This is a genomic window from Parabacteroides sp. CH2-D42-20 (assembly GCF_003670185.1).
GTDB classification, from domain to species: domain Bacteria; phylum Bacteroidota; class Bacteroidia; order Bacteroidales; family Tannerellaceae; genus Parabacteroides; species Parabacteroides distasonis.
This window is the reverse complement of sequence record NZ_RAYG01000005.1, coordinates 1-15378: the sequence shown is the minus strand read 5'-3', so window position 1 is coordinate 15378 and position 15378 is coordinate 1. Positions and strand designations below refer to the sequence as shown.

Here is a 15378-nt window from a genome sequence, read left to right as displayed (position 1 = left end):
CATGAGAAAAGGTTTTGAGAATGGTCACATGAAGATGGGAGGAAGGGAGAAGGGAACCCGGAATAAGAACACGGAGATAAAGAATTTTTTCCGTGATTTCGTAATCGACAATCAGGAAGAGTTCAAGAAAGCTTTCCTCAAGCTAAAGGATAAGGATAAATGCGCTGTTTATTTAAAGGCTAGTGAGTTCGTGGTACCAAAGGTATCCTCTATAAAGTTCGAGGACGCTAAAAACACTAATTCCGCTATTGAGTTGTTGAAGGTAGCGGCCAGTTACAAGCAAAAAAAATGACATATACCCTCGGCTAGGCCGAGGGGTACTTTAACGCATCCTCCAATCCCTTCTAGTCTCGAATCTTACTCTGGTTCCTGATAATGTATCTAAATCATATAGGTTTGAGAAATAAACGAGCCGATAGTATTTAAAAGCCCTTTGCCTAAGAGATTTAAGCCGAGACCAATTTTTCCTATCCGCGCTTACGAATACCGCTATCTTGATTTTTGAGGACTCATCCTTTCGTAAACCCAACGTCCTAAGATCGACTAGTACCTTCAAAGAGAAAGGATCTCCTAACGTCAAGGCACGTGTGATCGCTATGCCTTTTCTGGTCTCTTCCGAGACATATTTTTCCAGTGAGTACAAGGCGTTACCTATTTGCACTACCGAGCTTGGATAATCTTGAGCCATGGCCTTGACCTCTTCCCCTACGAAAGTGGAGAATTCCCCGGTGTCCAAAGAATATACATAATGCTTTCTAGTCCCTTTGGGATAAATATGCAATAGGGAATTCGTATAATCATAGGCAATCTTACAAGCTCGCAATGTCTCTACGAAAGTTCCCGTGTCCGGGATGAACAGATCGCTAAAATCCGGGTTGACATTAAAGAATGTCTCATCAATATTTGCTCCTTCCAAGGATGACGATAAAAGGCTGATATCGGAGCCTTGCAATAATTTAAGGCCACGCTCGGTACTGAATACTATCGAGGAATCCAGTTGCGTGATACTATCCGGATTATTGCAAACATCCCTGCTTATAGGTTGGATGGAGGAATACAATCCCGCGTCCGATAATTGCAAGGCCCATATCCCATCGGAAGAGAAAGCGTATAAGGGAAACTGCCCGAATTGCCCTTGGGACAGCGCTTTCGTGGTGGATCGGATACCTACGATCTCACCGGTTCCCACCGTGTTTATTCCCGCCAACGGGAAATAAAACGGGTTATTGACCTCGGACGTATATATCTTGTTTGGCATATTGACCGACTTGTCCGTTGATATTGGTGTGCTATCGCTGCCCGGTTTAAATATGATCGGGGCGTATGAGTCGAAATAGTAAGCCCCGTTCAGCGTGTTATGCGGAGAGAGGGTAACGATCGCTTGGTATCCGTCCGAATTCCGTGTTATCACCATCTTGTATGCGTTAGCGTTGGGGTAATATAGGTAATGCAAATTGATACCAAGGTTATATGAGGAGGATGTTTGAACGACGATATCTTTTTCTCCTTCTCTTATGAAAACCTTTATGCTCAACGTGCTGCTACCGTCGTTGTACGTTACCATGGACTCCGGAGGATAACCATCAAATAGTATCCTTTTTATATTAGCTATATTTAACCGCTGGTTATAAGTATAGGAATAATCAGGTATTAGCCAATCTAAATTCTGGTACCCGTCCGCGTCAACAAGTTGCTCTCGATTTTGCAACGATCCCAGCACATTATCCTCTAACGTGAGAGAACGTCTTTCACCCCCGTTATAACCGCACAAGTCCTCATACGTTATGCTTGCTACTTTGTAAAACAATGAATTATCCGGCACCTTATTATCCATGGACTTTCCGGGTAAGACGAATTGATCGGTATAACCTGATCCCGGCAGGGCTATGGACAAGGCTTCCTCGAATGTATGCCTGTTGTAATATCCTCCACCTATAGAGTACACCCCGAAACCGTTATCGTCTGATATCTTTTGCGCCCCATTAATCTCCCCATAATAATCAAAGGTGTATATTGGCGGCGTTATGAATATATCAAGGCTTTTAACTATGTCCTTCCACCATTCCCTTTGATTCCCCATTCCGCTGACTTTGTAATTAATGGAGCATACCACTGAGGATATAATGAAGTTTACAATGATCTTTGCGTCAAAATCTTCTGTGTCCACGTCAATAGTAAACGGAACGTGAGGGGTTACTCCGGACGATGGTATCATCAGTATCGGGGCTGATTGCATGTAAGACGTTCCGTCATATAGTCTATAAGCGTAACGAATAAAGAACGGATATATAAACATGCCTCTATCCACGCTTCTCTCCCTGATAAATTTTGAGACATATCCCATCACGGAATTACTGATAGTTGATAGTTGATCTTCCGTAAAGGCTCCATCATAGGGAGGATCAACGGATACGGACAATTGTTCGGTCTTATCCAATGATCCTACCAATCCGAATGACAGGATAGGGAAGGGGGGCTTATCTCCTAATTCCTTATAAAACTCTCCATCCCAAAGTAAATATCTTGTAGGATCTTCGCTTATTACAATCAAGGTGTTTCCTATGGACGTGATAGCTTTGGGAATTTTGTCATATTGGTTCGCTCCAATAAGATGGGTCGTTCCGTCCGTATCCGCATAACGTAAAACATTCGTCTGGAAAAAGATATAGTGAAGGAAATCCTTTGTCCGATGCACGTACATAAGTATCGATCCTTCCGGAAGGGTTATGCCTAATTCTTTCGGAGGCTGTATATTCACCAACTCACCATTCTTGGGTATCAAATTTACGCATTCTGATAATTCCCCCTCGTTTCCGATAGATGGAGAACGGTGTATCCCGTAGGATAATGAAATATCTTGCTGTTCCATTTTTTGCGATAAAATTAAAGGATATAAGTAATAGGTTTTGACATATTGATCAAAACCTATTGCTTTTAGGTAGCCTTGATGTGTTTTATTCCTTAGCTATTAAGAAATGTCTCTATCTTATAGGCCAAGGTTATGAGTATATCTGATTGAAGCTCATTGAACTCCTTGCAGAATCTCATGTCATCTTTATGCTTCTCTTCCGGAGACCGATCATCGCCTACGCTGCAATATCCGGCGAAAGAGTTTACCGGTAAGGGCCTCATAGCCTCTATAGCTAGTTTTATCGATTTCTCTTTGATGTTTTCTTCCATGATTTCTAATTGTTTATTTTAAATACTTATCTATATAATATTCACGAGGTTTGCATTTTACAATGTGATAATCTATCTGATATGTATTACACGCTAAAGAGTTATTGAAAGCAATTTCTTTGTTTTGATACACCATATCAATACATGTTTTGGGGAATGGATGTCCTTTTATCCACTCTTCAATGTCATCATACCAAATTGGTATGAGGGCATGAGGATCAAAGATGTTCTTGCTTATTCCTATGAGTTTATTTCTCCTCTTATCGAGGATGTCAATTCTATGATGGTAACAACTAATTTGCAGGTCAATATCTCTCCTAATACGTTCTATTCGATCTGTTTTATTCATATTCTTCTTAGTTGACAATTAAAAAGGTTCGTCACCAGTCCTAAATTCACGACATTGTGAGTGTAATCGCCCTGTCTGATATAAAGGGTCATATCTAACCCCTATTTCCTTAGCAACCCAAAGCGGGATAGTTCCTAACACGAACCCATAATCAATATGATATGCCAGTTTGCATTTTGCTTTTTCCTCTGATTCGGATTGGTTCTCATACTTGATACACTTATCACAATTACATTCGTGCCACGATTGCGCTTCCGTCCCATTCGAGAACGGAGTGACGGGCGTGTCTTTGGCAAATGGATTATCGTTAAATACGTCCATGATTTTCAACTGTATTTACATTATAATGTTATTACTTGCTCGTAGGTGAGCGTCCCCTTATAACCTCTAGATTTCAACTCTTCAATGAGTTCCCTCGGCTTGATCGTGGCCAGATCCGGGTTCGTGAACACCCGGGTCATTTTACCCCCCCTATATTGTTCTTCTTAAAGGCATTATAGGCTTTTATACAAGCCTTGCAGTAGCAGCGAAGCCCATCCTCCGCTGATCTGTCCTTATAAAAGTTATCTATCGACAATTCCTTGCCACATTTTCTACATATCTTAGTCTCCATGATTAGATGTTTTAATTTGAAATTAAATGCGTTGTTTTCTCGTATGCGGCTTTAACCGCTTCTTTAGAGACCTTTTCAAAAAGACTGTCAGCCTTTTGAAAAGAGGAAGTATATCTATTTGCAAGAGGCTTTACCGGAGCGGAATAAACCGGTACCGAATTTGTATCTATAAGATATACATTGTACGTTCTACAACTACAGAACATTAACAGAAACATGATGAGCAATACAACTTTCTTTGCTTTAACTATATAATCATACATTTCCTTCGCTGTCCAAAACCTGTAATCATCAGATATATCCATGATATGTTTATCCTTTCCTTTGCATATACGGATTATCTTTCGAGCTAATTCTTTACGCTTTCGACTATTCTTAGCACGTCCTAATAACGTACGATACGCAAGCATGAGCCAGTAATCACAGGCATGCTCCTTTTCTTTTTGTCTTATGTATCCTATATTCATATCTTTTTAATTATGAGCCTTCCCATGAAGGCTCGGTTAATACTATTCCTCAAGATCGGGTATAGGCATCCAATGGGTAATCTCCCCGAATACCTTATAAGCGTCCTCCCCGTAAACGATAAAGCCGCTATACTCACCATGTAAATAAGCGGTGGCTTTGCCTCCGTACTCACCTCTAACCAAGACTATGTCTTGATTTTCAGGCAATCGTTCCTTCACGCTTACCCACGGGGATTGATTTGCCTGCCATTCGGCACCGGCTTTAAATCCAGCTTTAAAATCAAACTCGCATATATGGTAGGCTAGTTTATCACCTTCCTCCCATGGGAACTGGCTTAAATATTCTTTTGCCGCTTCCTCTATCGTCTGTCTCATATCAATATCTCTTTCCATTGTTAATACTTACTGTTTAAATTCCCAAAACGAAAGCTTGCCTTTCACACCTGTTATCGGCTTGTCAAACATTACAGGGTTTGCAAGTACCCAATTCCAAACATCCTTTTCAGCCCATGGCGATGGGTGGTTCTGGACACAATCCACAATCTCAACGCTACCAATGATTGCGCTAAAAGTATAATTGCTCCAATCTGTACCACTTTTTGAAATTTCTCTAAGAAACTCATCTACCTTATTACATATGGTCATAGATGCAGACCAATGATTATCAGCTTTCATTCCAGCGTGTATTAGGACACGCCCTCGGTAGCTTGTTTTCCAATTCCTATTTTCTATGTCTTTCAGTCCATAAACGATAAGGCTTGCCCAAGGCTGTTTAATAGTTATTGCTTTCATTTTTTTCACCTCCTTTCAGCAGTTCGGGATTGTCATAAACATTTCCAATAACACATCCTTGGCACACCTCAAAGTCCAGCAGTTCACATGGATTAACCCCATCTAGGGATATGCACCATCCTGTATGTTCGTATATGTCAATTACTTTGAAAAATTCTCTTTTCTCTTCATATTTCCATGTTGAGAAAATAACGGCATAAATACGTCCGCTTGGAGCTTTTATTAAATCCCCCTCGTAAATCTCCTTTCCGCTCTTGTCTTTTAAGCCTGTGAACTGGCCTACGGTGTCTTTATGAATGTAATCCCATTCCATAAAAAACGGAGAGGCAGAGCCTTCATTGAATACTCCTTCCTTTTTTATGATTATCATATCTTGCTTTTCTGCCCCTAAATCCTTTAGTGTCGTAAGCATACCATGTACCCATTTCCCGCTTGTCGTACTTTTTCCTCTGAATTTAATCTCACGCATTTGACTCTCCTTTCTCTAAAATATCCTTACAAGCCTTGCTATCGCACCTTACCGGTTTTTGATGGAAAGCGCACCAAGCGTTTCCGTTAGCGTCTTCATCCTCGATAAGTCGGCAATCGCCGCATTTATCTGTTAGGAATTTCTTGTCAAGGTGTCCTTCCTTGATGAGCCATTCGATGCAATCAATTATACCATCAAATAGGTTTTCGTAACCTTTAATGTAAAGATAGTCAAGTCTATCGCAAAAATTAGTCATTGAATATTCTACCCCTTTATTTTCGAAGTCTACACTCAAAATATATCCATTAATATTTGTAGGTAACATCTCTATCATCTTAGATAGAGACCAAGCCGGGAATGCCATATCTTGACCCACATGCTTTTCAACCCTGCCATATTCAAATGCGACCGGCAATTCAAACTCATCCAAATACATGTCTGCTGTCTCCGGTCTTATCCCGGCCTCTAATAGCCGGGATGATTGTTCTTTATTCGTACAAATTTGATTCATATTATAATTCGTTGTTAAAATATTTCTTATTATCTATATCTTCCCTCAATTTTTCGATGTAAGAAAAATACCATTCACGTGTTTTCTCCTTGTCATTCCCTACGTATAATAAACCAAAAGGGTCGTACTCTATAAACTCCTCGGTCTTGCAGAAAGGGCAGGGGACATCCCCGCCTATGGTCAATCCCCCAACCTCGCTATCATATGAGTCAAGATCCCATAGATAGCCGTCACAGCATATTGCGTCTGGATAAGATGCGCCGAAAAAGGGGAACTCGGGACATTGTTTTATTTTCTCTTCCATATTTACCCCTCCTGAATAATTACACATTCTATCTCTTCGTCCCATGTGACATCCACCGGATCGTACTCATACTCTCCATCGGACGTGCGGATCATTACCTCCGCTTCCGGGTCTTGCTCTTGGAGAAGAGCTATTAGTTCTTTATTTCTCATGACTTATTTATCGAATTTGATTTGGTACAGGTGGAAACAATTCTCATGTAGGTTGACAAATTCATTACGTGGAGGGAATATCTGCGCCACCTGCATGTTGTCCGGCATGAACTTGTATCGTATCTCTTTCAGCTCGTAATATCCGAGCGTGTGATTGGCGGATACGGACAGATGCCATTCACCCATTTCCTTATTTATGAGGATGTCCTTTCCTTTGTAGGTGAACATACCCGTCTCGTAAACTCCGTGCTCATCCTCGATATGCTCATATATGAAATCGATCGGAAGCATCGTAAATGCCATTGGTAATGGCCGTTTATATTTCTTCAATTCCTCATTTGTCATTTTCTCTGTTTTTTTATTTATCTCATCATAGATGAATGCATCTTTCAACTATGATGAATGTCTTTCTTTAGAAAACTAAGTATATGTCGTATAACCTTGATAGTCCATCCATTGCCTAACAAACGGTATATCTGCGTATCAGAGCAATCCCATTTGTACCAATCAGGAACGGTTTGTAGCCTAGAGCACTCGATCGGGGTCAATCTCCGGATAGATGATGTCTCTACTAGGGTCATCCCGTTGGCTTGCGATCCCTTATATGAGGTTGCCAATAACGAGTTCGCCTTCTCCCCTTGATCTTTCAGGTTTCGTTCTTGCCGCTCACTCATTATGGATCTCCCGGTCGAACTTCTTTGGCATGGTGCCTTCCCGTTTACCGAGATAAAGGTTCCGGTGTTATTGCATGTGCCAACGGCCATCAAGGAGACCGCTTTATCCCCGTCGATCTGGGTGAATCGTTTCTCCATACGTTTATCGTTTGAGATATACCTGATGGCCTTCTCGCTCAAGTAATATTTCTCGTCAACCTCTTCCTCCAAGATATCCCTTAACAATATACCCTCGTCCTTTGGCTGCGGTATGTCGGAGTGGATCTCCCCGAACAGTCCGACCTTCTTTGTCCTTATGTTCGTCCAATACCACCGGTTCCGGTTCTGGGCCGACACCAAATTTGAGTTTATGTTGACTGGATGAACACCGCAATACTCAGTAATTACCCGCATGTGCTCTTTCTTCATGTTTACGTTCTCAAGCAAGAAGAACACATCCGGGTTCAATGCCTTCACGTGGCTCAGTATGTCCACGAATACGAAGAAGAGCTTGCTTCTAGGATCATCGAAAGCCAGTTGTTTGCCGGCGAAAGAGAATCCTTGGCAAGGACTTCCTGCCAGTATGAGATCTATCGTTCCCCAATCTATCTCCCATTCCCTCCACTTAGTCACGTCCCCTAAATGTATCGTGTCCGGGAAGTTCAGCCTCGTTTGGGATATGGCGAACTTGTCGATCTCGCTCGCATAATAATGCTCCGGTTCAATCCCGAGTTCTCTTAATGCGATCCTACCACAAGACATTCCGTCAAATAAGGATAAAACATTCATGTCTCTCTCGTTTTAGCAAAAACTACGCTCTCGTGATCCGGCCTCAGATGGGCCATGCAAGCAGATGAGTATTCGCAGAATCTCGCTCCCTCGTCCCGAAAGACGCATCCCCTGCACGGGATCTTGTTCTGCCCGTTGTAGTAAGGCCTGTACTTTTCCACGACAATTTTCATGTCTCCTACCAACACGATCAACCCGGTAGGGGTGTTTCTCAATCTCTCTGTTATTTCCATGTTATCTTCTCCTGCTTTCTCCGTTTAGGATTATCACGTTAAAACTCTTGAACCTGTCCACCAGTCTAGTTCCGAACCGATTCTTGAAATCCGTGACGGACAGGTTGGAAGTGATATGATACTTCTTCTGATGGGACTGGTATATCTCGTACCTCGCGTATAGGAACTCGTCTATTACGCTGTTAAGGCTGGTGCCGTAGCTTTTCTGGTTCTCCGTCTCAAGACCGATATCGTTAAGGCAGATATCGAACGGGTTCCCTTCCATGCTCCCTTTCCCGGCCTCCTCGTTGTACGTGAACCTGTCTATGTGACCATGGATCTTGTAATAGTTCATCATCTGGGTCACGGATAGGTTCACGAAGCGTTTGGGGTTATCCGTCAATTTCAGGTAATCGGCGAATATCTGCATCATGAGCGTTTTGCCCGTTCCCGGATCTCCCACGATAAGGAGGTTCTTGTGCAGCTTATAGTTCTCCTCCGGGAATACGGACTCGGCCAACGGGCAATCGTTGAAATAATACAACAGGAATCTCAAAACCTTGTCATTCCCCCTGTCTGTCTCGAATTGCCGCCTCTCGATCCCTAGGTAATTACAACCGAGCGCCTTTATCATCCGGGCGTGGCTGATGTACTCCGTATCGTCCGAGAGATCGTACCTAGAAACGTTCTGTATAGTCCTTGCGTGCTTCTTCACTAGGTTGAACACCTGTTTTTGCTGGAGCCTCTCTTTTTCCGTAGGCCCCCGCATGGCTTGTATAGCCTCCGAAAGTTTCTTTTCTTGTTCCTCCATTATGTCTTTGATTATAAGCCCTTAGTCCTGTTCCTTGCCACCAATAGGTGAATCGTCTCTTAACGTCATCTATCGTTTTTAGCGTATCGCCCTCCCCGGTGGATACCATCCAAGCTAGGAAGTTATCCAGCTCGCCGGGAATGAGGTCATTGAAAGCGACGCTCAATCCCGATATCTGGCAAGCGTATCTGCGCCATTCCTCGTTCCCCAATAACTCATTCTTGAAATTCTCGAAAAGCGTCTCACGCGTATTAAGACTCTCTCTATTTTTATTTCCTTTCCTTTCCTTTCCTTTTCTTGTTACAATTTCATCCGTTTTTGTTATAACATTGTTATCGTTGCTTTGCGGATTTGTTATAACATTGTTATTTCCCCATCTTTTAGCCATGCCTAACTTCCCGGCTTCTGATCGTTTTCTTGATTTATCGTCCTTGAATCCCATCCTTTGCTTGAAACTCTCGGAGTAGAAGTACTTACCGTCCTCGGTAAAGACAAATAACCCGAAATCCTCAATGACGGATTTTATTAAGGATGCGTCCTCACGAAGGTCAAAGGCTATCATGTTATAATCTTTGACACTCATATAGTTTGGCTCCTCTCTAAGACGTTCTAATATCATGAAGAAAACACCATATCCGGCGGCTTTATGCCTCATTCGTAAACGAATCAGCTTATCTGAGTTTCTGGCATTGCTATCGTGCGGAAAATAGCTTGTCAGCTCTTTCCTTGTATCCATACGCTAATTCTCCATAAGCATGTTTTTTATATCATGTAATCATAATTTCCTTTTGAATACATCGCAAAACCTAAGACTATTAGCTACTCTTCCGGTATTTAGCACTATGCACCATACAGCTAGTCCCTTGTGAGGCTTACCGTTCACGCAATCGACGCATCTGATACGCTCGGGTTGCTTGGTAGGTTTCTTCGCCATTTCAATCCTTTATGCCTTTCTGATCCCTCAAATCCTTTATTCGTTTCTTGTAATCTTCGATCATCAATTGGTAATCGAATGCCGAGAGTTTGGAGATAGAGTGCTTTTTCACCTCAAGCTCGTTAATTACTTTTACGCCATACTTATTTATCAAGCCCTTGGCATAACCGATGTTGTTGCCCTCGTCGAAACGGTTGCAAGACCTGCATTGAGCGTTGCAGTTTCTCTCGCAGTATCTGGTACCCATATGTGACCGGTTGACGAAATGTCCGCAATCTGCCTCTTTCCAATGCACGATCTTCCCACAGCTTATGCAACGGCAATAACCGTTGCCGTCAGCATCCCTTATTCTTATAAATACAGAGAATATACGGTCTAGTCTGCTCTTTAAAGAGGTTATGTTCTTTACTTTTCCCATGGATGTTTTCTTTTTTCGTTTATTAATAAGAATCCTGCCAAGATCACTGCTATAAGTCCTAGTATCGCGGTGATGAGGTATATAGCCATTACCAAATGATCTAAATTCTGTATTGTTTCCATAATTAGATTTGTTATTTGTGGTGGTAGCGGGACTCGAACCCGCACGAGCTACATTTTAGATAGTCTAGCTATCCTATTCCATTAATGGAATAATATCCGTTCATTACAACCCAGTACCTTACGGCATACGACACTACTTAGCTGGTATTGATCTAGTTCTTATAACGGTTTGCTATCAAACTTGCGTCTACCAATTTCGCCATACCACCGTGTTTGCCCCGCATATCCTCACGGACGGCGGGGATAATCATTAACTAACCTAAATCAAATACTATGGAAAACACACTCTAATATTAATTAGCTTCTTGATTTAATGACTCATTGTATAAAGGCATGATTAATCCGATACTGCTTACGTTTTCTACCATGCTGTCAAAAATGATGGCATCGTTAACGCCCTTGAAAGTAGCCGTGCATCGATCGCATTCATATAAAGCTTTCCTCATTATGTCGAACAAGCCCATGTTAAAGGATATTTGAGGAAGCGGAACACTGGGTTTTGCCAGATAATTTTGTATCACTTTCTCTGCGTCTGGATATTTTAAGTTCTCATCCGCGAAATAGAAGAATGCCTTATCATTTTTCTTATGACACTCTATCCCGTCACCAGAGATAAGGATGTCATCATATTTCAACATGTCCTTAAAAAATAGACTATGCAGTAATTTGCCGTCTAACGCCTGTATCATGGCTTCGTCAAGGTTTGAGCATTCGGATATCCTGTTTTTAACGATAATATATCCGTCACTGGCGTAGGCCCAATCTCCCTTGAAATATACGCATTCCATAGCGGGTCGGTTATCGTCTTTTGCGCAAGCCAAAAACATTTGTACGTTCTTGTCAAAGTTGTAAGAACCTTCTTTTCTCTTTCCCATATCATTAATATTTAATGTTGTATTTTCTTCTCTCGTATTGTGGGACATACCCTTTGCAAGGAGTATTCCCGTCAAGTAAGGCCGATTCCGGCCTCACAGTTTCCCCTTCTTTTTTAGACGGGTCTGTCCAATGCCTCTGCCGTTGATGGCAAAGGCAATGTCTTTTAGAACATGCCTCATTGAGGCATAATATCAGTTCTTTCATCTTGGATTATTTTCTCGAGTTTCTTTAGATCCTTTTTGGCTAATCTTACGGTATCAGCTATCCTTGGTCTTCCCTTGGAATCCACGTGTTCTAGGATAACTGATAGATGGCGGGACAGTGTTTTAATGAAAGACTCGGATAGCTGGTACCTTTTAACCATGGCCGTTATTTTTTATAAAAACCTTGGAACCTCACGATACCTAGATACTCGGGAGATTTCATTAGTCCGTCCCCCATGCCGCCCAACGTCTCGGCTCCCGGCTCGTCAAGGACAACCTTGGAATCAATCTCCTTGGGTACACGGAAGCAAATCTGTACGGGGAAATTCACCTTAGCGTCTCCCGTGATCACGTTAACCGACGCTCTTTGCGTAGCCGCCATGATCCGGAACCCAAGCGATCGTCCCTTTTGTAGCAACATCTTCAGATTCTCCTCCAATGACTTCTCACGGCCAACCGTACGTAGTTCCATTTTAGGCTCGAGGAAACCGAAAGCGTTCTTTCGCTGGCCAACCTCGACCATTTCCTTTATGTCAAGTTCCGTTCCCGAACGGGAGGACGCTACTGCGTCGGCGAACTCATCGAACACCACCAGCGTTTTCCATGATGCCCTCGATTTAGCCCTTTCCTGCATATCCTGTACGAGCTCTTTCATCTTGGCCTCTATTTCTTCTATATCATTATAGACCTTTATGTATTTCTCGGAGGAATAATTACAGAACTCGTATTTCGGATCGAAAATTACGATGTCCCGGATACCGGCTAAGCGGGCATATTCTATCGTGGATATGATACACACGGATTTACCGCTACCGGTAGCTCCGCAAATCAAGGCGTGAGGCGTGGAGTTGTTATCGAGATCCCACACCACGAGCCTTCCGAAGTTATCCGTTCCTATGGGAATCCTCATGCCGTCGATATACTTCTTGTCCCAGTACAAGGACTTGGTTCTTTTCTTCGGTGATTCTATGGAGAGGTAGGATTTTCCCTCATACACCATAAGCTCGTTACCCATCCTTATGGATGGCACGTCCAGAGCGTTCGCTATGTCTAGCTTGTATTTCATCACTGTCGTGATCTTTGTCCCAGCGGATACCTCTAGCAGATACGTGTCTGACGAGTACCCGTTAATCTCCTTGGACACGTTCACGATCACCCCGAATGTCCGTAGGATATGCTCTATTTTCTCGCTGTTTGTCATATTACTATTGGATAAATCATATTGAATGAATGAGGAAGCGTTCCTCTTGAACTCGGATATTACCTTGGGGTTTACCGATCCAAGGGAAGCGTCCCGTATTTTTTTCTGTCTCTTCGATATCAATTCCTTCTTTGACTCGGGCACGTTGAAATCATCGACCTCCGCTATCAGCGTCTTGGCCCAGAAATTATAAAGCTCGGCCCTGTCCACGAAGTTGTCGCTATCGTTGATCATGTACACGTAATCCGGATCGGACACGGCCTCTATCATCCTTTTTAGCGGCTCGTACAATATGGCCTCGTAAAGCTTCCTCGTGTCGTTATCGAGATTGATCACGAATTTCTTCAACTGGGAGGAGCCGTCCTTGTTTTTCGAGATCTTGTTCTCCACGAACCATACCTCGTCAACATTCTCCCCGAAGCGGGACTCATAGCACTTGACGTAGGTCATTGCCTGTTTCCCGCAGGTAAACGTTAGCTCCTCGTCATCGGTGAACTTGGCCCTTGACTTATGGTCTATGATGACCGTACGACCGCTTTCCGTCCTTATCGCCAAGTCTAGCCTAGCGTGGCAGGGCAGGGGGATGTCCACCCCGTTTATCGTTACCCATTCCTCGCACCTTGATTCCACGGCGATTATCTCCTTGATACCGGAAAGATAGATATCCTTCTCCCCGTAGAAGTTATTGATAAGCCTCGTGGCGCTCTTGGTGGCCTCGATCTTGCATTCCTCTACGGTAGGTGTCGTTTTCTGTATCTTCCAATCATTCGGGTGTACCTCCTCTATGTATGAGAACGCTACCCTCTCCATTTCCGTGATCGGTATTATCTGCCCCTTGCGCTGTAGCTCCATGAAGAAATACTCCAAGGCCGAATGATAGGCGTTACCCGCTACCGTGCTGGAGGATGATCTGGATCTTTCCCGGTAAATCTCCCGTTTCTCGAACTCCTTCTCGTTCCGGGAGAAAGAGGCTACCTTGCTGTAACTCCAAGAGTCAATAAGGTAGTTTGATAAATGCTCCTCCAGCTCGGCGTTGGTATAGGATGAGTACTTGTTCATGGCATGTCCTCTTTGTTTTTGCCTTTAGACTGTCTCATCGTCTCCTTTTTTTGATCGACATCTTTCTTTGTCTCGCGAATTGGAAGGATTAGATCGTTTACCGTGGTATCCCCGTCCTTTAACGCTTGTATGATCCCGATCAGCATGGCGATCTCGTCGGGGCCTATCTGATTGCTGGTCTGTTTGCCGCATAGTTTAATGACCTCCTCTTCCGTTATGGCGTACTCGTTCTTGAACTTGTTGATGATATTAGTTCTCGTTTTTAATATCTTGTCAGCGTCGGACAGATCCCCCGTGATGAATTTCTGGGCGGCTTGGTAGACCCTGTCCACTATGGCCTTGGGGATAACGGCGAATACCGAATTGCGATAAGCTATGGAGTTGGCGGCGTTACCGGTGACGGTAATCATGTCGTCTGAGTAACGTTTCCCCTTGCTATCCACTATGCTCCTACGAACCTCGAACGCGGACGCTACGTTTGTCTCCAGATCCCAGCATGTACCCCTGCTGATGATCTGCTTGTCCGTTATTTGGATAACTTTGGCCTCCGTCCTGATATTACCCCAATTAGATACGATTATCTTGGCGAGGTGTACGGATGGGCCAGTAATAGGTTTCCCTCCTCTTGGCAAGGCGTAACTGCATGACCTTGCCGTGTCTTGATTCATCGTGGCCATTACCACGGAATTATCAATACTCCTTCTGATATCCCTAGGATATCTTTTTGCGGTCGCAACTTGTGAGTCCACGTTTGCTCTCTCAACCGCATCTGCCTGTAAAATTTGTACTTCATGGCTTTCTACTGGAAGTACCTCGTAACTGCTTGATTCCATGATTATTTATTTTGAATGATTTTCTTTACCAATATAAAGTGCTGGTTTCCCAATCTTGTTGATACCGATCGTCCTCGGATTCTGTTTCCTCCTCCCCGTCGTACTCCGGTTCGCCGTCGGGGTCTTTGATGTAGATGTCTCTCATGCGATCCTCCGATAAGCAATGCCTTGGGACTATTGTATTTCTTTAAATACCCCTCCATCTAATTTGTAATATGTATCCGCCTTTATCTTCTCCCCATCAACAAATTCCGTTTTTACGCAAACGGGGATATATCTTTGCTTTTTATCAGAATAAGACCATTCGGATAGTGTTATCCATGATCCTTTTGAGGCTTTTGCTACTGAGTTAATACCTGCGCACATGATGACACAGTCTTCGCCAGTGCTGTCAATCTGGGCACCGTTGCCGGACGAACCAATCTGGGCA

22 protein-coding genes and 1 pseudogene are annotated in these 15378 nt (G+C 43.2%); 1 reads left to right on the top strand and 22 read right to left on the bottom strand.

All coding sequences use genetic code 11. The annotated features are described in order from the left end of the window. Nucleotide 1 precedes the first annotated feature (1 nt). Nucleotides 2–292: a hypothetical protein gene (locus D7V92_RS04295; protein WP_147441512.1), complete on the top strand. Its 291-nt coding sequence runs from the start codon at nt 2–4 to the stop codon at nt 290–292. A 30-nt stretch (nt 293–322) separates the two neighbouring features. Here D7V92_RS04295 and D7V92_RS04290 read toward each other — a convergent pair whose 3' ends face one another. From D7V92_RS04290 to D7V92_RS22015, 22 genes and pseudogenes are all read right to left on the bottom strand, one after another. Continuing rightward, nucleotides 323–2869 carry a hypothetical protein gene (locus D7V92_RS04290; protein WP_121772344.1) on the bottom strand — a complete coding sequence of 849 codons (2547 nt, stop codon included), beginning with the start codon at nt 2867–2869 and terminating at the stop codon, nt 323–325. Between the two features lie 92 nt (nt 2870–2961). Further along, nucleotides 2962–3180 carry a hypothetical protein gene (locus tag D7V92_RS04285; protein ID WP_121772343.1) on the bottom strand — a complete coding sequence of 73 codons (219 nt, stop codon included), beginning with the start codon at nt 3178–3180 and terminating at the stop codon, nt 2962–2964. Nucleotides 3181–3193: 13 nt separating this feature from the next. After that, nucleotides 3194–3529: a hypothetical protein gene (locus D7V92_RS04280; RefSeq protein ID WP_121772342.1), complete on the bottom strand. Its 336-nt coding sequence runs from the start codon at nt 3527–3529 to the stop codon at nt 3194–3196. Between the two features lie 18 nt (nt 3530–3547). Next, nucleotides 3548–3850 carry a hypothetical protein gene (locus tag D7V92_RS04275; RefSeq protein WP_121772341.1) on the bottom strand — a complete coding sequence of 101 codons (303 nt, stop codon included), beginning with the start codon at nt 3848–3850 and terminating at the stop codon, nt 3548–3550. A 136-nt stretch (nt 3851–3986) separates the two neighbouring features. Next, entirely contained in the window at nt 3987–4142 is a 156-nt protein-coding gene (locus D7V92_RS22160) for a hypothetical protein (RefSeq protein ID WP_199718894.1), read from the bottom strand. An 11-nt stretch (nt 4143–4153) separates the two neighbouring features. Then, complete coding sequence (locus D7V92_RS04265) at nt 4154–4609, bottom strand: hypothetical protein (RefSeq protein WP_121772340.1); 456 nt, start codon at nt 4607–4609, stop codon at nt 4154–4156. A 42-nt stretch (nt 4610–4651) separates the two neighbouring features. After that, nucleotides 4652–4984 carry a DUF551 domain-containing protein gene (locus D7V92_RS04260; RefSeq protein WP_233572790.1) on the bottom strand — a complete coding sequence of 111 codons (333 nt, stop codon included), beginning with the start codon at nt 4982–4984 and terminating at the stop codon, nt 4652–4654. A 27-nt stretch (nt 4985–5011) separates the two neighbouring features. Beyond that, complete coding sequence (locus D7V92_RS04255) at nt 5012–5401, bottom strand: ASCH domain-containing protein (protein ID WP_121772339.1); 390 nt, start codon at nt 5399–5401, stop codon at nt 5012–5014. Further along, nucleotides 5382–5813, bottom strand: a complete 432-nt coding sequence (locus D7V92_RS04250; protein WP_233572789.1) for a YopX family protein — start codon at nt 5811–5813, stop codon at nt 5382–5384. Before D7V92_RS04250 ends, D7V92_RS04255 begins: the two co-directional genes overlap by 20 nt. 49 nt (nt 5814–5862) lie before the next feature. Next, nucleotides 5863–6381: a hypothetical protein gene (locus D7V92_RS04245; protein ID WP_121772337.1), complete on the bottom strand. Its 519-nt coding sequence runs from the start codon at nt 6379–6381 to the stop codon at nt 5863–5865. Between the two features lies 1 nt (nt 6382). Continuing rightward, nucleotides 6383–6685 (bottom strand): hypothetical protein, encoded by a 303-nt coding sequence (locus D7V92_RS04240; RefSeq protein WP_121772336.1) that lies wholly within the window; start codon nt 6683–6685, stop codon nt 6383–6385. 2 nt (nt 6686–6687) lie between these two features. Further along, the gene (locus D7V92_RS22020; protein ID WP_158598877.1) at nt 6688–6837 is read right to left on the bottom strand and encodes a hypothetical protein; all 150 of its coding nucleotides are present in this window, start codon (nt 6835–6837) and stop codon (nt 6688–6690) included. Between the two features lie 3 nt (nt 6838–6840). Beyond that, the gene (locus D7V92_RS04235; RefSeq protein ID WP_147441511.1) at nt 6841–7182 is read right to left on the bottom strand and encodes a hypothetical protein; all 342 of its coding nucleotides are present in this window, start codon (nt 7180–7182) and stop codon (nt 6841–6843) included. Nucleotides 7183–7226: 44 nt separating this feature from the next. Then, entirely contained in the window at nt 7227–8279 is a 1053-nt protein-coding gene (gene dcm / locus D7V92_RS04230; protein WP_121772334.1) for a DNA (cytosine-5-)-methyltransferase, read from the bottom strand. Continuing rightward, nucleotides 8276–8512, bottom strand: coding sequence for a DUF3678 domain-containing protein (locus tag D7V92_RS04225; RefSeq protein ID WP_121772333.1), 237 nt, complete (start codon nt 8510–8512; stop codon nt 8276–8278). Before D7V92_RS04225 ends, dcm begins: the two co-directional genes overlap by 4 nt. Before the next feature lies 1 nt (nt 8513). Continuing rightward, nucleotides 8514–9206 carry an AAA family ATPase gene (locus D7V92_RS04220; protein ID WP_227211201.1) on the bottom strand — a complete coding sequence of 231 codons (693 nt, stop codon included), beginning with the start codon at nt 9204–9206 and terminating at the stop codon, nt 8514–8516. After that, complete coding sequence (locus tag D7V92_RS22405) at nt 9169–10038, bottom strand: Lin1244/Lin1753 domain-containing protein (RefSeq protein WP_233572788.1); 870 nt, start codon at nt 10036–10038, stop codon at nt 9169–9171. The genes D7V92_RS04220 and D7V92_RS22405 overlap by 38 nt, the downstream gene beginning before the upstream one ends. A 199-nt stretch (nt 10039–10237) precedes the next feature. After that, nucleotides 10238–10681 (bottom strand): recombination protein NinG, encoded by a 444-nt coding sequence (locus D7V92_RS04210; RefSeq protein WP_255420293.1) that lies wholly within the window; start codon nt 10679–10681, stop codon nt 10238–10240. Between the two features lie 388 nt (nt 10682–11069). Next, nucleotides 11070–11651 (bottom strand): hypothetical protein, encoded by a 582-nt coding sequence (locus tag D7V92_RS04205; RefSeq protein WP_233572787.1) that lies wholly within the window; start codon nt 11649–11651, stop codon nt 11070–11072. A 370-nt stretch (nt 11652–12021) separates the two neighbouring features. Further along, complete coding sequence (locus D7V92_RS04195) at nt 12022–14115, bottom strand: DNA translocase FtsK (protein WP_121772329.1); 2094 nt, start codon at nt 14113–14115, stop codon at nt 12022–12024. Next, a complete protein-coding gene (locus D7V92_RS04190; protein ID WP_121772328.1) occupies nt 14112–14948 on the bottom strand; it encodes a hypothetical protein in 837 nt (278 codons plus the stop codon). Before D7V92_RS04190 ends, D7V92_RS04195 begins: the two co-directional genes overlap by 4 nt. A 174-nt stretch (nt 14949–15122) precedes the next feature. Further along, nucleotides 15123–15378 (bottom strand): annotated as a pseudogene (locus tag D7V92_RS22015) (hypothetical protein); the annotation flags it as partial.

Excerpts from the sequence above, each read along its gene's own strand:
- D7V92_RS04295 (WP_147441512.1), top strand. The coding sequence starts at position 2 with ATGAGAAAAGGTTTTGAGAATGGTCACATGAAGATGGGAGGAAGGGAG.
- D7V92_RS04290 (WP_121772344.1), bottom strand. The coding sequence starts at position 2,869 with ATGGAACAGCAAGATATTTCATTATCCTACGGGATACACCGTTCTCCA.
- D7V92_RS04285 (WP_121772343.1), bottom strand. The coding sequence starts at position 3,180 with ATGGAAGAAAACATCAAAGAGAAATCGATAAAACTAGCTATAGAGGCT.
- D7V92_RS04280 (WP_121772342.1), bottom strand. The coding sequence starts at position 3,529 with ATGAATAAAACAGATCGAATAGAACGTATTAGGAGAGATATTGACCTG.
- D7V92_RS04275 (WP_121772341.1), bottom strand. The coding sequence starts at position 3,850 with ATGGACGTATTTAACGATAATCCATTTGCCAAAGACACGCCCGTCACT.
- D7V92_RS22160 (WP_199718894.1), bottom strand. The coding sequence starts at position 4,142 with ATGGAGACTAAGATATGTAGAAAATGTGGCAAGGAATTGTCGATAGAT.
- D7V92_RS04265 (WP_121772340.1), bottom strand. The coding sequence starts at position 4,609 with ATGAATATAGGATACATAAGACAAAAAGAAAAGGAGCATGCCTGTGAT.
- D7V92_RS04260 (WP_233572790.1), bottom strand. The coding sequence starts at position 4,984 with ATGAGACAGACGATAGAGGAAGCGGCAAAAGAATATTTAAGCCAGTTC.
- D7V92_RS04255 (WP_121772339.1), bottom strand. The coding sequence starts at position 5,401 with ATGAAAGCAATAACTATTAAACAGCCTTGGGCAAGCCTTATCGTTTAT.
- D7V92_RS04250 (WP_233572789.1), bottom strand. The coding sequence starts at position 5,813 with ATGCTTACGACACTAAAGGATTTAGGGGCAGAAAAGCAAGATATGATA.
- D7V92_RS04245 (WP_121772337.1), bottom strand. The coding sequence starts at position 6,381 with ATGAATCAAATTTGTACGAATAAAGAACAATCATCCCGGCTATTAGAG.
- D7V92_RS04240 (WP_121772336.1), bottom strand. The coding sequence starts at position 6,685 with ATGGAAGAGAAAATAAAACAATGTCCCGAGTTCCCCTTTTTCGGCGCA.
- D7V92_RS22020 (WP_158598877.1), bottom strand. The coding sequence starts at position 6,837 with ATGAGAAATAAAGAACTAATAGCTCTTCTCCAAGAGCAAGACCCGGAA.
- D7V92_RS04235 (WP_147441511.1), bottom strand. The coding sequence starts at position 7,182 with ATGACAAATGAGGAATTGAAGAAATATAAACGGCCATTACCAATGGCA.
- dcm (WP_121772334.1), bottom strand. The coding sequence starts at position 8,279 with ATGAATGTTTTATCCTTATTTGACGGAATGTCTTGTGGTAGGATCGCA.
- D7V92_RS04225 (WP_121772333.1), bottom strand. The coding sequence starts at position 8,512 with ATGGAAATAACAGAGAGATTGAGAAACACCCCTACCGGGTTGATCGTG.
- D7V92_RS22405 (WP_233572788.1), bottom strand. The coding sequence starts at position 10,038 with ATGGATACAAGGAAAGAGCTGACAAGCTATTTTCCGCACGATAGCAAT.
- D7V92_RS04205 (WP_233572787.1), bottom strand. The coding sequence starts at position 11,651 with ATGGGAAAGAGAAAAGAAGGTTCTTACAACTTTGACAAGAACGTACAA.
- D7V92_RS04195 (WP_121772329.1), bottom strand. The coding sequence starts at position 14,115 with ATGAACAAGTACTCATCCTATACCAACGCCGAGCTGGAGGAGCATTTA.
- D7V92_RS04190 (WP_121772328.1), bottom strand. The coding sequence starts at position 14,948 with ATGGAATCAAGCAGTTACGAGGTACTTCCAGTAGAAAGCCATGAAGTA.